Here is a 15,254-nt window from a genome sequence, read left to right as displayed (position 1 = left end):
GTGCCTATGCGTACACAACAAATCAGTTTCGGCATCATCGTCGCATCCATTGCCATTGACCAAGCAGAACAGCCAATCATGCCGGAGCCTTCGTTCTACAAGGCGCTTTGCCTGACAGGCAAGAAGCACGGTATCGATGTGTACGTATTTGACGCAGCGGGACTCCCTCCGCATACGAACGAGCTGCACGGCTGCCGCTGGGAGGATGATCGCTTTATTCGGCAGCCGGTTCCGCTGCCTGATATTGTTTATGACCGCTGCTTTTTCATCGATGCAGCACAGCAGCTTGCTTGCCGGATCATGCTGGGCAGGCTGGCAGCTATCAAGCCTTACCAGCAGCTTAACGGAAGGCTGCCGTCAAAGCTCGACGTTTATGAATCATTGAAGGAGGACGGGGCTCTTGCGCGGCATCTGCCTCATACCCATTCCTTCCAAACGGCTGAACAGCTTCTGGCCCTCGCTAAGCGCCAGGCTCTAGGCATTATCCTCAAGCCCTCGTCCGGCATGCAGGGCCGAGGGATCCTCCATGTCACGCGAAATCCGCTTGAGGGGACCTTGCACGTAAAGGGACGCAGCCGTCAAAATCGTTCCTTCACCTTGGCTTTTTCCAGCGATGATGCGTTCAAGCATTGGTTATCCCGCTTCGTTCATCACGCCCCGTATCTGATTCAGCCTTATTTGGAGCTGAGCGGCGAAGACAGGAAGCCCTTCGATGTAAGAGCGCTTATCCAAAAAGGCCAGAAAAGCGATTGGCTGGTCTCTGGCGTTGCGGTCCGCTCAGGCATAGCCGGCTCGCTCACCTCCAATCTGCATGGAGGTGGTGTGGCTCATCCAGCCGCACAGCTGCTTTCTGCCAAATTTGGAAAGGCTGAATCCGAACGTTTGCTAGAACAAATCCATACAATAAGCAAGCAAACCGCCGAACAGCTGGAAAGTAAATTCGGCAGACTTGCCGAGCTCGGATTAGATTATGGCATTGACCGAAGCGGCCATATTTGGCTGCTTGAAGCGAACGCCAAGCCCGGTCGCTCTTCCTTTCAACGCAATGGCGACCAAGAGGCCGAGCGGCTTTCAATCGAGAGACCGCTTCTATACGCACGCACACTGACTAGGCGCTTATCACCGTCCTTTGTAGCCAATGAAACCGCAAACGGCCGTCTTCTTCACGCAAGCCCCAACAACCTATTACGGCCTTTCAACGTTCAGGAGGTTCATCGATGAGTTTGACAACTTGTAACGTACATTTCTCGCAGCAAACGAATAAAATCGTTTATCTATCCAGTCCGCTCCTCAAGCAGCTGAAGCTCTCCGGCAAAAAATCGATTCATCTCAAGCTGGGCAATGAGGTAATCGTAGCGGAAATCAAGCAGCTCAAGCGGCCGGGCAATCATCTGTATTTATCCGCAGGCGTCCGCCAATCCATCAAGGTTCCCAAGTCCGGCAACGTGTATGTGCTCAATTCCGGAGAAAACGAACTTCAGCTCGGACCTTTGGTCGGGATACTAAGCGACAACCCGATCCGATCCGAGAGCAATCCTTTCGGTCCAAGAACCGGCTTTATTAAGCAGGTCATTCGGACTGGTGAGCATAAAGCCTACCTATTCGGCTTCACGCCAAGCGACATCAACTGGCAGCAGGAGACGATTAACGGTTATTTCCTCAATCCTCAAGGCGGCTGGTATCGTAAAATCGTACCGCTTCCGGATGTTGTGTACAACCGATTGCCAAGTCGAAAAGCAGAAACCTCTGCTTCCATCAACGCGCTTCGCGAACGTTTCGTACGCCGTAAAATTCCGTTCTTCAATTGGAGCTTCTTCAACAAAGCTGACGTCTATAAGCTTCTAGACAACGACCCGGAAGCGCTGAACCATCTACCTGAATCCGTGTCCGGTCCGTCAGCTGAGAAAATGAAGGAAATGCTTGAGAAGCATCAGTTTCTTTATTTCAAGCCTACTGCCGGCAGTCTGGGTATGGGCATTTACCGCCTAACCTATCATCCGAAACGCGGCTATTTCGCCCGCTACCGCAAAGGCAGCCAAAACGTGCTGCTGCGCTTTAACACCTTCAGCAGCCTCATGCGCATGCTGCAGGCAAAGCACGGAAGCAGCTTGAACCATTACGTCGTGCAGCAAGGCATACGCCTCGTTGAAATTGACAGCTGCCCGCTCGACTTCCGCTTTCATATGCATAAAAACGGCAATAACGAATGGATACCTGCCGGTATTGGCGCAAAGAAGGCTGGACGCGGCAGCGTCACGACCCATGTCAAAAACGGCGGCTCGCTCATGACACCTGAGCAGGCGCTTAGCAAAACATTCGGCTCCGAAGCAGATGCCGTGCTTGAGAAGGCAAAGCTTGCATCCATCAAGCTCTCGGAGGCAATCGAACGCAATTACCCCCATCGCCTAGGCGAGCTGGGGCTTGATCTCGGCATAGATAAAGACGGAGAAGTATGGATGTTTGAAGCCAACGCGAAGCCGGGACGCTCGATCTTCAAGCATCCGGCACTGCGCTCCGAGGGGCGTGCATCGCTATCCTATATTCTTGAACATTGCTTATATCTTAGCCGCTTCCAAGGTCAGGGAGGTAATGGCTGATGGACAGCATACTTCCAGATGACGCCGACTACAGAGAGCTTCGTGCAGGACGAAACGTTCTCGCGATTCTTACAATCGAGGATGACGCCCAGCTTTTTCGCGGCAACCGCAGCAACTTCATTGATTTAATTCGGACCGGCCAGTCGATGGGCTTCATCGTCTATGTGCTGACCGTGAAAAACCTTCTGCTCACGAGACGCAGCTTGAAGGGCTACGTTTACAATGAATCCGAGGATATTTGGCAGCTGCGTTTGCTGCCTTTCCCGGATATCATTTATAACCGCATTCCTTTGCGCGAGGATGAAATCCAGCCTTCGGTCAGAATGAAGATTAATGCCTGCAAAAAACATCCGCGCGTTACTTTGTTTAATCCTGCTTTTTTTAATAAATGGGATTTGTTCGAATGGCTCCGTCTTTCCAAATCGACTAAACCCTATATTCCTACCACGCGCAAGCTGATCTCTGTTTCTGGCCTTGGCCGGATGATGCAGAGGCATCCTTACCTCTATCTGAAGCCGGAAAGCGGGAAAGCAGGCAAGGGCATCATGACCATTAAGGTTCATGCCGAGAAGCAGCTTCCTTATCGCTTGAAAATTCAAGAGAACAAAAAGAGCGCCACCTATAACTGCGCGACGATCTATAAGCTCTGGAGCCGGATTCAGAAGCAGAGCGGCGGAGAGGCTTACATTGCACAGCAAGGCATCAAGCTCGCCTCTTTCAATGAGAGAAGGTTCGATCTTAGGGCGCTTGTTCAAAAAAACCAGCGGGGCCAATGGGACATTACCGGAATAGGTGCGAGAATTGCCGGTGTTTCCAGCATTACGACACATGTTCCTCGCGGCGGGATGATCGAGGACCCGGAGAAGCTGCTCGTTAATTCATTTAATGAGGAACAGGCGCGTAAACTGCTAATAAAAGCGAAAAACACCGCCGTATTGATTGCCAAACAGATCGAGCGCGCTTCCGGACAGCTGCTAGGCGAAATGTCGATGGATATTGGGGTGGACAGCGCGGGAAATATGTGGTTTTTCGAGGCGAACTCCAAGCCAATGAAGTTCGACGAGCCGCATATCCGCCAAAAATCACTGGAACGCATTTTTCATTACGGGGCTTATTTAGCAAGATTGAAAACAGAGAAAGCAGGAGGCGCGTAACATGGATCTAGAGCTGCTTACACCTGAAACATGGCTGGCGGAACAAAAAAGACTAATCGGCTTTTCCATTCGGTTCGGAGATAAGCGGCTTGCGGTTTCGACCATCCATGCGCTTCGCAAGCTAGACCCCTCCTTGCTTCAGCCTGATTTGAACGGACAATGCGGGGCGGCGGCTATCATTGCTAAACATGGCAGCCGCATCGTCGGTTTTGGTTTTGCAGAAGCAGGTGGCGAGGCAGCCTGCATGGTCGTCGTTCATCCAGAAGCGAGAAGCCTCGGAATCGGCAGTTCCCTCGTTCAGGCCATGATCAAGCGCCTAGGCAAGCTAAGCTGCAATGTTGCGGTGGACAATACCGCCAGCATGGCGCTATGCTTTCGGCTTGGCATGACTGCCGTATCCATGCACAGAGGTCCGACAGGCAAACCGACGCTTCGTTTCGAAAGGGGAACCGCCCATGACTCAACCCGTCCTAGGCATCCTGACTTTATACCTCAATGAAGCAGGGTATCTGGAGGAACGATCCATTTATCAAAAAATGACCGCCGCTGGGCATAAGCTGGGCCTTAGCATCTTCGTATTTACGCCCAAGGATGTCAACTATACACAAAACAAGATCCATGCTCACTTCTATAATGTAGAGACGAAATCTTGGTCACGCAAATGGACCGCTTTCCCGAATATGATCTATGATCGCTGCCGAATTCAACGAACCTATCGGTTCGAGCAGCTCCTTAAATTCCGCAGCAAATATGGCCACTTAACGTTTTTGAACCGTCCGCTTCGCAACAAATGGACCATTCATCGCGTATTGTCAAAGGACTCGCGATTTCGCGGCTATCTCCCTGCTACCAAATATATTGACGACATCAGCGACGTGTCCGACATGGTTCGAAAGTATTCGCTTGTTTACCTGAAGCCGATTAACGGTACTGGCGGCAGAGGCATCCTTCGGATTGAAAGGCGCAAAGACGGACAGCTGCATATCCAAGGTCGCGACCATGAAAGGCGTATTATCAAGCCGCAGCAAATTTCGGCTGCCGGACTAAACGATTATTTGGTTCCGTGGCAGCTCAAGAGCAACCGATATATAGCCCAGCAGGGTATTCAAATAAAGCTTGAGAGCGGACGTGTGCATGATTATCGGATGCTTGTTCAGAAAAACGGCGAGGGACATTGGGAAGTGACTGGCTGCGCAGGCAGGATCGGCGCCGCTGGCAGCATCACGTCCAATCTCCATGGCGGCGGGCATGCCGCGACGATGACCGCCTTGCTGAAAGAATGGCTTCGCGATGAAGCGCGAGTATCGCAGGTCAAAGAAGAAGCGGAGAAGTTCGGAGTTGCCGTAGCCTCCTATTTGGAGAATAACTACGGAAGGCTGTGCGAGCTGGCGCTTGATTTAGCTATCGATCGCAAAGGCGGTATCTGGCTGCTGGAGGTCAATCCGAAGCCCGCAAGAGAAGTATTCTCCCAAGCCGGGGAAAAGGAAGTCTACCGCAAAGCGATTATTCGCCCTCTCGAATATGCGCTCTGGCTGCACAATCAGAAGAAGCGAAAGAAAAGCAAAGATAAGTCAGCGGCTGTTTCGGATGTCAGGTCGGAATATGATTACGATTGGAATTCAGACTAGACGCCTGAAGCCATTATCTTCTTTTATAATATCCACCCAAAAAACACCTGCCGGTAAGCAGCGCGAAAACGCAGCATACCCGGCAGGTGTTTCGACGTGATGCACGACCGTCCCCCATCAGGCTTGGTCTCCCATTCCCTGCTATAGCTCATAGCCATTCATTAGCAAATGCGCCTTGAACATTTCTTTGGTCGATGGCATGTCCTCGGCAACTGGCCAGGAGTCCGCAGACCAGATGCCTGAGTGCTTGAGCGCACGCGGACAATGGATAAAGCACTCCTGCACCTCTACCATAACGGCCAGCTCAGGTGCTTTCCCGGTCCAGCCCATGCTTTCAATCAGCTCTGCGTCTTTCGTAATCGAAGCGCGCCCATTGATGCGAAGCACCTCCTGCATCCCAGGAATGACAAACAGCATGCCGACCTGAGGATTTTGAATGATGTTAAGCAAGGAGTCGATTCTACGGTTGCCTGATCGCTCCGGATAGATGAGCCTATAATCGTCGAGCGACTTCACAAAGCCAGCCTCGTCGCCGCGCGGAGACGTATCGCAGCGGCCTGAAGCGTCTGACGATGACAAGAAAAATAAAGGGGATAATGATAAGAAGTGTCGAATATGTTCTTCCATTCGGGATACGCTTTTTTGGACAACCGCTTCATGCGGCGTGCCTACAATTTCCTTCAATTGATCCGCAGTCATAATAAGTTCCGTTTCTTTACTTGCTTGAACCATGTTAACGCTCCTTCAGCCTCGCACTCCATCCGCCAGCTGCCGGTAGAGCCGGGATTAATCCATTATGTATCCAGCAGCTTTATCAGCTCGCGGAAATCGCCAATCAACGCATCTGCCCCATCCAGCTCGGCAGCTCGGCCATAGGTTGCATAGGCACACCCAATTGCCTCCAAGCCATTTCCTTTGCCTGCCTCCACATCGGAGGATCGGTCGCCGACCATCCACGCCGATTGGATGCCATGGTCTTGCAGAAGACGCGCAACCAAATCAACCTTGCTTGCGGTCGCGTATTCACCCGCGCTGTACAAGCCGTCGAACAGCTCAGCTATGCCCTTATAGCGCGCAACGCCCTTCACGTAATCCTCAAGCCCATTGCTGGCTACAAACAGCTTCATTCCGCGCTGCTTCAGCTCACGCAGCGTGGCCTCCACATGGGGATAAAGCTCCCCTTCACCGGATGCAAGGCCTTCGAGTTCGTACTGCAGCAGCAAAACGTCCGCGCGCTTTCTTGCCGCTTCCGTGCTATCTGGCATAACCTGACGCCAAATATCCTCGAGGAGCATGCCCAAACAGCTTAACAGCCGTTCTACCGGAGGCGTTTCATGCTCGTAGAGCCGCTCTTCTCTTAATGTCTCGAACACGCGGTGATGAACGGGGACAAGCAGCGTATCCGTCTCAAACAGCGTGCCGTCCATATCAAATATTAACGCTTCCGGCAATCGAAGCTTTCGCTCGCTCATGGCCCAATCCTCCTTCAAAGTCTGCTCTTATCATACTGGAATTCATGAATTATCCGCAAGCCTGCAGCACTATTTAGGGCCGAACAAATAGACCGGCAACACCGCAATTCTAGCCATCACATATGGCCCGAGATAGGCTCCGCTTGTTAAGAAGACCGGGTTAGCGAGCACGCGGTGCACCTCAGTCATAAATACCGTATCATGCAGCAGCGTCTGTGCCAACGCATCGGCCGCAGTTACAAAAAACAAAAAAGCAGCAGCAACCGCGATGCCGTCAAATATTCGGCTCGCCATACCGCTTTGTCTGCTAATCCACACAAGCAAACCTGTTCCGGCTGCAAGTGCGGCACCAATCAAGATCATCATATTGATCATCACCTCTAGTGACAGGATCGGTTATTTGCTTCCGCCTTAAACTACGCTCCCGCCATCATCTATTCAGGAAACGTGAATAAATGGAGGCGGAATGGTTTACATATGATACAAGAAGCTTTAGCAAACAATGAAATGATGGAGGGATCGACTATGAAAAACAGCTTTCGATGGTTGAATACCATTGGTCTCGCTGCCGTGCTAATCGTAAATGGGCTAGCACAGTGGCTTCCAATCAATGACAAAACGACAGGCGAGTTGTCCGCTAAATATCCTGTACTCTTTACCCCAGCACCTTATGCATTCTCGATATGGTCGGTCATTTATTTGCTGCTCATTGGTTTCGTTGCTTATCAGCTAATCCCGAAAGGCGCAAACAGCCAAATCGTTCAGCGAATTGGACCTTGGTTTCTAATCAGCTGCCTGCTGAACGTAGCCTGGATTCTCGTATGGCATTACGAAAAACTAGGCAGCAGCGTATTCGTCATGCTGGCTCTCCTGCTTTCGCTTGTCTCGATCTATACGGCAGTGAGAAAGGGGAAGCAGGCACCCACATGGGGCGAGCGCTACCTCATTAGACTTCCATTCAGTATTTATCTGGGCTGGATCAGCACCGCTACAATTGTGAACATTACAGTTGCATTGTCTGCGACCGACTGGAACGGCTTTGGCCTGTCAGACGTCATATGGACGATTATTTTACTTGTCATCGCCACACTGCTCGCCGTTACGATCGGTTTCGCCTACCTTGATCCTGCGTTTATCCTTGTTTTTATTTGGTCCTTCATCGCCATCGCCGTCAAGGGCGGCCAGCAAGCCGATGTCACTTTAGCGGCTTTTATCCTCGCGGCGCTTCTGGCAGCAACTGCTGTGTATGTTCTAATCATCGCGAATAAAAGGAAAGCGGCAGCATATTGAAAAAAAGAACCGGATATGTCACACTGTGTGTTGGGTATCAGTACGATTGGCCCAAGCAGGAAAGGACGTGACGGTTCACGTATGATGAAATGGCTGCTTCGTTCCATGACAGAATTAAGTTCTCGCAAGTGGATATCCCGCATCACTGGCAAATTGGCGCATTCGTCTGCCAGCCGCCGATTTATTTCACGCTTCGCCGCAGCTTACGGCATAAAAACGGAGGAAGCAGAAATGCCTCTGTCTCAATATAAAACGCTAAATGAGTTTTTCACCCGTCGGCTAAAACCGGGACTCCGGCCGGTCCACGAAGGCACAGATGCATTAGTAAGCCCGGTAGACGCGCTCATTACGGGCGCTGGGGAGATAAACAGCGGGACGATTGTCAATGTTAAGGGACAGGACTATACGATCGATGAGCTGCTTAACCGATCGCCGCGTACGGCCAATTACATGAACGGTTATTACCTAGTCCTTTATTTGAGTCCAACCGATTACCATCGCATTCATACCCCAGTAAGCGGGCGCATCGTTGAACGCGAGCATATTGCGGGCAAAGTGTATCCCGTTAACGACTTTGGTCTCCGTCATATGCGCCGGGTATTAAGCCGAAACGAGCGGCTTATCACTTATATGCAGCATTCGGCAGGAGAGGTCGCAGTCGTTAAGGTCGGCGCGATGAACGTCAGCAGCATTCAATATGTGCAGCCGCTTACAGAAGAGATGCATAAAGGCGACGAGCTGGCCTACTTTGAGTTCGGCTCCACTGTCGTTCTGCTGCTTGAGGACAGCACCTTCACGCCGCGAGAGAACGGCTTGCTTGGCGCAAAGGTCAGAATGGGCGAGCCGCTTGGCACCCTCCACGAGGAATAAAGCAAGAGCAGCTTCCCCAAGAACAACGATAACGGTCTAGTCCATTACGTACACAAAAAGAACCTTCGACACCACTACAAGTGGAGCCGAAGGTTCTTTTTAATCCCCTATTTATGAACAAAGCAGGCACTGACATTTCCAAGAGGGCTCTTAGGATATCCCTTGTGCTTGTTATCTAATTTCTGACGGGCTCCGCCCCGTATACTGCTTAAACTGGCGGCTGAAGAAAAAGATATCGCGATACCCCAGCGCATCCGCTACCTCCGTTACGTTCATCCCCGCATGCATCAGCAAATGCTGCGCGCGTTCAATTCGGGTGCGGATCATGTAGGTTTGCACGGACATTCCAATCAGCTCTTTGAATTTCATCGAAAAATACCGGGGCGAAAGCTGGGCACGCATGGCCAAGTCTTCTACGCGATGCGCAATGCTCGGGTTCTGGCGAACAAAGTTGGCTACCTCGTGAATGGCCTCCGTGAGTTGATTGCTTGCTTTCTTCTCGACGGGGAGCTGCTTGTCTTCCCTAAGCAGATGAATCATCAGCTGCTTCAGAACGAGCTGCGCTTCTTCCTCTGCCGCATACGTCTGTACGAGAAACAGCCTGACATATCGCGAGAGCATATATTCAAAATCAACGGTATCATGCAACTGCCTGTAACGGTTCGGTACCGCTTCTATCGTTTCGCTTACTGCAAAATGAATATAGGATAAGACGAGCGGGCGCTGAGGATTATGGGTAGCGCTTGTATAATCGCCGGGGCGGAATAAAAAACAGCTTCCCGGTCCGACCTCGTAAGGGGTACCGTTAACCTCAACTTCCCCTTCGCCGCTCCATACATAGAATAAGTCAAAATTAGCCATTGGCTTCTCACGTCTCGCCCATCTCCAGCCAGGCTCGCATACGATCTTGGCAAAGGCAGGCAGTAGTACGAAAGAGTCCGGCGAAATGTGCAGCATCATGCAACCTCCTGTACAAATCTATGCCGTCATCATACAACAGCTGCAAAGTTTTGCGCAAGCCGCATAAAGTTACGAAAAAATTTGCTTTGAGAATGGTTTGCAGCTCCGAAAAAATGTTATAATAGCACCCGACAAGCGAAAACGGCTCAGGCCTAATAATACCCAATTCAAATGAATGATTTCGGAAGGATGGAATAAAGTCCATGAACCCACTTGCTCAGCAGTTAAACGAGACGTTGCAATCGGAGAGTCCGAACGTCTATGCGATGTTGTCAACCTTAGGCAAAGCGATTTATTTCCCGAAGGAGGGCATACTCAGTCAGTCCGCCGAAGCGAAAACGAAAGCAACTAAATTTAACGCAACGATCGGAATTGCAACAGAAGGCGGACAGCCCATGCATCTCAAGGTTATTCAAGAGACGCTCACTGCTTACAATCCGAAAGATATATATGAATACGCGCCGCCCGGCGGGAAGCCCGAGCTTCGCGCTGCTTGGCGCACCAAAATGATGCAAGACAATCCGTCGCTTGAGTCCAAGAGCTTTGGCAATCCTGTCGTAACCAATGCCTTGACCCACGGCTTAAGCATCGTAGCCGACTTATTCGCGGACGCTGGCGACGCCGTTATTATTCCAAATAAAAACTGGGAAAACTACGAGCTTACATTCGGAATCCGCCGCGGTGCCGAGATCGTGGAATACCCGCTCTATAATGAACAAACCCGTTTCAACAGCGCGGGTCTTCGCGAGGCATTGCTCGCTCAGAAGGACAAAGGAAAAGCCATCGTGGTGCTGAACTTCCCGAATAATCCGACAGGCTACACGCCAGGAGTTGAAGAAGGCGATGAAATTGTCGCTGCGATCCGTGATGCCGCTGAAGCCGGTATTAACGTAGTTGTCGTAACCGATGACGCTTATTTCGGCTTGTTCTTCGAGGATTCCTTGCATGAGTCGCTGTTCGCCAAGCTGTCCGATCTTCATCCTCGCGTTCTTGCGATTAAGGTGGACGGAGCAACGAAAGAGGAGTACGTTTGGGGCTTCCGCGTAGGTTTTATCACCTATGCATCTGCCTCAGCAGCCGTTCTTGCCGCACTGGAGCAGAAAACGACAGGTATTATCCGGGCAACGATTTCAAGCGGTCCGCATCCTTCGCAAACATTCGTGCTGCGCGCATTGACATCGCCTGATTTTGAAGCACAGAAAGCGGAGAAATACGATATTATGAAAGGCCGCGCCAACCGCGTCAAAGATTTGCTCGACAGCGGCCGCTATGGCGACGTTTGGGATTACTATCCGTTTAACTCCGGCTACTTCATGTGCCTGAAGCTACGCGGCGTTACTGCAGAAGCGGTGCGCGTTCACTTGTTGAATCAATATGGCATCGGTACGATTGCGCTCGGAGAAACGGATCTGCGCGTTGCTTTCTCTTGCATAGAAGAAGAAAATCTTGAAGAATTGTTCGATACCATATTCAAAGCCGTCAATGAATTAATCGCATAATAACAACTTGCTTACAAAAAAACGTGCTCGAAGCTTGTCCAATGACAACCTCTCGAGCACGTTTTTGTTATGATTTCCACTTTAAAGCGCCATCAATCTTCTTCCTCTTCTAACGCAAGCTTCTTCCGCAGGCGGCCTGGTCGAATCATCAGATAGACAGCTGCAAGCGCTGCTGCGACAATCGAAGGCATGTACACGCCTGACAAAGCAAGAGGTAGCGCCGCGAACAGCCAAAGCAGCGCCGTGCACAGCAGCATAGCGAATCGATCTACCTTTAGAGATTGATCGATTCTTTGCTTTTCCGGTAGCGGGTATACATGCTTCCATACCGAGTAGCGATGGACATGCCGCAGCCCGCCTAATTGAACGGCTATCAAGCCCATAAACACGGCGAACGAGATGACGCTCCCGTACCCTGACAGCGAAACCGCCTCAGCAAACCAATACGTAATCAAGCAGCCGAGGAAGAGCAGCCGAACGATAATGCCGCCCATTTCTGTTCTCATCAACGATGCCGAGTAGAGAAAAACGAATGTATGGCGATTCGTATAGCGGATCATACGGAGCAGCCAAGTCAAATAGGAACGTTTGGCTATGCTCGATGGCAGCGTCGGCACATCAATGAATAGTCCGAAAAAAGCATAATAGCGTTTCCGCGTCCGCGCTTCCTCGTCAATAAGCCTCTCCCATGGGAAACGATGCTTGCTTGGCAGCCTGTAGAGCATCATGTAGAGAACTCCGAGAAGCAGCGTAAAGACAGCCGCATGCCATAGTACGCTAGTGAGCCAAGCTGCAAGGGTTAAAGCCGTCAGCGCCCAGCGCAGCGCGCGAAGAAGCCGTCTCATGCCCGGCCAGCTCATCTGGCGCTCTTTCCATGCTCCCCATACATTGGCAGCCTTCAAGCCCGCAGCAACAGCAGCAAGCATCCATGCCCCGTTAAGCGCTGGACCTTGTGAGTAAATAGGCAAATACAGAAGAAATACGATTGCTGCCAGAACGGAACAGCCTATCGTCGTATAACGGAACGACAATCGTAAATATCCATTCATCTCCGCTTCCCTCGGCATAAGAAATACGGTATCGCCGGCAGCGAGCCAGGTTCGAAGCGGACTCCAGCACAGCACAAGCGTCAATGCGATTATGCCTACCGCGGCAAAAGGGAAATCAGCGGGCATATTTCGAATTAATCCGATATAACCGATAGCCGAGGAAATAACGAACAAAGACATAAAAGCAGGAAAGCCGCTCTGCCCCATGTAGCGAAAATACGGAAATGTTTCCTCACGGAACGCCTTCCCCCGGCGATGCCATAACGCTCCAAGCGTCCGATCATTGTCCATTACGCATTGCCTCCTGTAACGAGCTTATAGAAGGCATCCTCCAGCGAACCGCCGCGCATCTCCATTCCCGCCGCCCTTCTGACATCCTCCAGCGTGCCAATCGCAACGATTCTCCCATGGTGCATGACGATAAATCGATCGCAATAGGCTTCCACGGTGGATAAAATATGCGAGCTCATAAGAATGGCTGCGCCTTTTTCCTTCACCTCAACAAGCCGCTCAAGCAAGGAGCGAATGCCGAGCGGATCAAGTCCTAGAAAAGGCTCATCGATAATGTACAAAGGCGGCTCCGCTAGCAGCGCGTTCATAATCATCACTTTCTGCTTCATGCCCTTTGACAAATGGGAAGCAAATGCTTTGCGTTTCGGCACCATTTGGAATTGCTTGAGCAGCTCTTCCACCCGTTCCTCGTAATTAGCATCCTTGACGCTGTAAGCCATGCCAGTTAAGCGCAAATGCTCCTCCACTGTCAGCTCATCGAACAGCACTGGCGTTTCCGGAACGTAAGCAAATGCGGATCGGTAACGCTCTGTTTCCTCCTCTAGGGTCACGCCGTCAATTCGCACTTCGCCGGTTTGCGGCTTCATCAGACCTAATAAATGCTTGATCGTCGTGCTTTTTCCTGCGCCGTTAAGCCCGATCAGCCCAATCATTTCCCCTGCTTTTACCTCGAAGGTAATATCGTGCAGCACGGGTCTTCTTGGGCTGTAGCCCCCGGTTAATCCGCTAACCTTTAATATGGATTCCATTCTATCACCTTCAACATTGCAAATTGGTATAAGCTATTTAACAGCATACCGAATTATGGAGCCAATATCAAAAAAACAATGTTTTCGGTTCCTAGAACAGCCGTCGAATGCATGCGCCTTATTGACCAAAGATGCTGAACGATTGGTTGATCATGTCCAGCTTGTCGGTTAGGACGAGAATGCCCATCGCAAGCAGGATGAAGCCGCTGATAATGGATAGCTGGAATATACCTAGATAACTTTTTCAAATAAAGAGTCAGGCGATCAACAAGCAGCGCCGATAGAAAGAAAGGCAGACCCATGCCAAGCGAATACAAGGCTAACAGCAATACCCCCTTCTCAATCGTGTCCATGCTGCCCGCATAGATTAGAATCGTTGACAGAATCGGCCCGATGCAAGGCGTCCAGCCCGCTGCGAACGCCATGCCTAGCAAAAACGAGTTCCATGTTTTATTAGCAGGCGCGGAAGGCATAAACCTTTTCTGCGCATACAAAAATTTAATTTTAAACAGACCAATCATATGTAATCCAAAAATAATAATGAGGATGCCTCCGACCTGTCTGATCAGAACCATTTGACCGGCAAATAGCTTGCTTATCGAGCTTACGGAAACGCCTAATACTATAAATACAAGTGAGAAACCGATAATAAAAAATACCGATTTGGCGCCTGCGTTTAATTTTGCTTTACCCGAATCCATTTCCGGAAGCGAGGAGCCAATGATGTAGCTTAAATAAACAGGTATGAGCGGAAGCACGCATGGTGACAAAAAAGACAGCAGCCCCGCCGAAAAAGCCAATAAATAGTCCAACCCTCTTCCCCCTATATGAAATCTCGTCAAGAAGCGTTCTAGTCTAGGCAGGTCGTAAAAAACAAAGAATGGGCGGTATCGGCCGCCCATTCTCCTGTATACAGCTTTTTAAAAAACATTAATCGAACAATGCTTCATCTTGTCATTACAGATTAGCAAATCTCTTCTACGGCCGTGCCGGAATCAGCAGGTGCCGAAGAGGAGCCTGACGAGGAGGATGAGCTTGAGGCAGCTGGAGCTTTAGGCTGCGCCGCATCTTTTTTAATAATTGTAACTGGTTTTTTCTCTTCTTTTGGTGCCGTTTCAGCCGGAGCGGCTTTTACTTCTTCCTTCACTACAGGCGCTGCTTTCACTTCTTCTTTCACAGCAGCTGCTGGTTTTTCTTCTTTAACGACCGGTGCCGCAGTCGCAGCCGCTTTCGGCGCGCTCACTTCTTTTACTGCAGGTGCAGGTGCAGCAGCTTTAGCTGTTTCTTGTTTGGCTGTCGGTTCGCTTGCTTTTGGCTGTGCCGTTTCTTTCACTACAGCTGCAGCTTTAACTTCTTTGGCTGCGGAGTTCTTTTGGCCGGCACTTGCGTCCGCTTTCGGTTCTGCTGCTGCTTCCACTGCTTTTTCTACCTGCGGAGCAGCCTCTTCTACGGCTACAACGGCAGCGTCTGCCTGCGGTTTCGTTTCTTCAACGACTGCTGCTGTTTTCACCTTTGCCGTGTCAATCACTGCAGGCGTTTCTTCTTGTACGGGAGCAGTAACAGCGGTGCTGCTTTTCGGAACCGGAGCTCCTTGGGCTTGTTTCGCAGATACAGCTACGTAAGTTAGTGCCGAGAAAGCTACCGTTGCGGAGATCAATGTTAATGTCAGTTTTTTCATGTGTGTGAATATCCCTT

Annotated in this window: 16 protein-coding genes; 8 read left to right on the top strand and 8 right to left on the bottom strand. The window is 50.7% G+C overall.

What is annotated here, in order from left to right:
• Positions 1 to 6 precede the first annotated feature (6 nt).
• From FHS16_RS00615 to FHS16_RS00595, 5 genes are read left to right on the top strand one after another with little or no spacing between them, the layout of a single operon-like run.
• Positions 7 to 1,221: a YheC/YheD family endospore coat-associated protein gene (locus FHS16_RS00615; RefSeq protein ID WP_183557439.1), complete on the top strand. Its 1,215-nt coding sequence runs from the start codon at positions 7 to 9 to the stop codon at positions 1,219 to 1,221.
• Positions 1,218 to 2,597, top strand: a complete 1,380-nt coding sequence (locus FHS16_RS00610) for a YheC/YheD family endospore coat-associated protein (RefSeq protein ID WP_183557436.1) — start codon at positions 1,218 to 1,220, stop codon at positions 2,595 to 2,597. Before FHS16_RS00615 ends, FHS16_RS00610 begins: the two co-directional genes overlap by 4 nt.
• Positions 2,597 to 3,751, top strand: coding sequence for a YheC/YheD family endospore coat-associated protein (locus tag FHS16_RS00605; protein ID WP_183557433.1), 1,155 nt, complete (start codon positions 2,597 to 2,599; stop codon positions 3,749 to 3,751). Before FHS16_RS00610 ends, FHS16_RS00605 begins: the two co-directional genes overlap by 1 nt.
• A 1-nt stretch (position 3,752) precedes the next feature.
• Positions 3,753 to 4,250: a GNAT family N-acetyltransferase gene (locus FHS16_RS00600; RefSeq protein ID WP_183557431.1), complete on the top strand. Its 498-nt coding sequence runs from the start codon at positions 3,753 to 3,755 to the stop codon at positions 4,248 to 4,250.
• Positions 4,207 to 5,379, top strand: a complete 1,173-nt coding sequence (locus tag FHS16_RS00595; RefSeq protein WP_183557427.1) for a YheC/YheD family endospore coat-associated protein — start codon at positions 4,207 to 4,209, stop codon at positions 5,377 to 5,379. The genes FHS16_RS00600 and FHS16_RS00595 overlap by 44 nt, the downstream gene beginning before the upstream one ends.
• A gap of 141 nt (positions 5,380 to 5,520) precedes the next feature.
• On the opposite strand, the gene FHS16_RS00590 is transcribed toward FHS16_RS00595, so the two are convergent.
• The 3 genes from FHS16_RS00590 to FHS16_RS00580 form a co-directional block, all read right to left on the bottom strand.
• On the bottom strand, positions 5,521 to 6,111 hold the full coding sequence (locus FHS16_RS00590; protein ID WP_183557424.1) for an MSMEG_1061 family FMN-dependent PPOX-type flavoprotein: 591 nt from the start codon (positions 6,109 to 6,111) through the stop codon (positions 5,521 to 5,523).
• 62 nt (positions 6,112 to 6,173) lie between these two features.
• A complete protein-coding gene (locus FHS16_RS00585) occupies positions 6,174 to 6,851 on the bottom strand; it encodes an HAD family hydrolase (protein WP_183557421.1) in 678 nt (225 codons plus the stop codon).
• Between the two features lie 69 nt (positions 6,852 to 6,920).
• Positions 6,921 to 7,217 carry a hypothetical protein gene (locus FHS16_RS00580; RefSeq protein WP_183557418.1) on the bottom strand — a complete coding sequence of 99 codons (297 nt, stop codon included), beginning with the start codon at positions 7,215 to 7,217 and terminating at the stop codon, positions 6,921 to 6,923.
• A 159-nt stretch (positions 7,218 to 7,376) separates the two neighbouring features.
• Here FHS16_RS00580 and FHS16_RS00575 point away from each other — a divergent pair, with 159 nt between their 5' ends.
• Together FHS16_RS00575 and asd are read left to right on the top strand one after the other, a co-directional pair.
• Positions 7,377 to 8,141 (top strand): TspO/MBR family protein, encoded by a 765-nt coding sequence (locus FHS16_RS00575; RefSeq protein WP_183557415.1) that lies wholly within the window; start codon positions 7,377 to 7,379, stop codon positions 8,139 to 8,141.
• Positions 8,142 to 8,222: 81 nt separating this feature from the next.
• Positions 8,223 to 9,011 carry an archaetidylserine decarboxylase gene (gene asd, locus FHS16_RS00570; protein ID WP_183557412.1) on the top strand — a complete coding sequence of 263 codons (789 nt, stop codon included), beginning with the start codon at positions 8,223 to 8,225 and terminating at the stop codon, positions 9,009 to 9,011.
• Positions 9,012 to 9,182: 171 nt separating this feature from the next.
• Here asd and FHS16_RS00565 read toward each other — a convergent pair whose 3' ends face one another.
• Positions 9,183 to 9,968 carry a helix-turn-helix domain-containing protein gene (locus tag FHS16_RS00565; RefSeq protein ID WP_183558453.1) on the bottom strand — a complete coding sequence of 262 codons (786 nt, stop codon included), beginning with the start codon at positions 9,966 to 9,968 and terminating at the stop codon, positions 9,183 to 9,185.
• A gap of 206 nt (positions 9,969 to 10,174) precedes the next feature.
• Between FHS16_RS00565 and FHS16_RS00560 the strand changes: the two genes are divergently transcribed.
• A complete protein-coding gene (locus tag FHS16_RS00560; protein WP_183557409.1) occupies positions 10,175 to 11,470 on the top strand; it encodes an aminotransferase class I/II-fold pyridoxal phosphate-dependent enzyme in 1,296 nt (431 codons plus the stop codon).
• Positions 11,471 to 11,562: 92 nt separating this feature from the next.
• Here the strand turns inward: FHS16_RS00560 and FHS16_RS00555 are convergent, their stop codons facing one another.
• The 4 genes from FHS16_RS00555 to FHS16_RS00540 all read right to left on the bottom strand — a co-directional run bounded on the left by FHS16_RS00555 (position 11,563) and on the right by FHS16_RS00540 (position 15,237).
• Positions 11,563 to 12,810 (bottom strand): ABC transporter permease, encoded by a 1,248-nt coding sequence (locus tag FHS16_RS00555; protein WP_183557406.1) that lies wholly within the window; start codon positions 12,808 to 12,810, stop codon positions 11,563 to 11,565.
• A complete protein-coding gene (locus FHS16_RS00550; RefSeq protein ID WP_183557403.1) occupies positions 12,810 to 13,559 on the bottom strand; it encodes an ABC transporter ATP-binding protein in 750 nt (249 codons plus the stop codon). The genes FHS16_RS00555 and FHS16_RS00550 overlap by 1 nt, the downstream gene beginning before the upstream one ends.
• 53 nt (positions 13,560 to 13,612) lie before the next feature.
• Positions 13,613 to 14,371: a cytochrome c biogenesis CcdA family protein gene (locus tag FHS16_RS00545; RefSeq protein ID WP_221226223.1), complete on the bottom strand. Its 759-nt coding sequence runs from the start codon at positions 14,369 to 14,371 to the stop codon at positions 13,613 to 13,615.
• Between the two features lie 152 nt (positions 14,372 to 14,523).
• Positions 14,524 to 15,237, bottom strand: a complete 714-nt coding sequence (locus FHS16_RS00540) for a hypothetical protein (protein WP_183557400.1) — start codon at positions 15,235 to 15,237, stop codon at positions 14,524 to 14,526.
• Positions 15,238 to 15,254: the final 17 nt, after the last annotated feature.

The organism is Paenibacillus endophyticus (genome assembly GCF_014192395.1).
GTDB classification, from domain to species: Bacteria; Bacillota; Bacilli; order Paenibacillales; family Paenibacillaceae; genus Pristimantibacillus; species Pristimantibacillus endophyticus.
The sequence above is the reverse complement of the archived record's forward strand: the minus strand, read 5'-3'. Positions and strand labels throughout refer to the sequence as shown.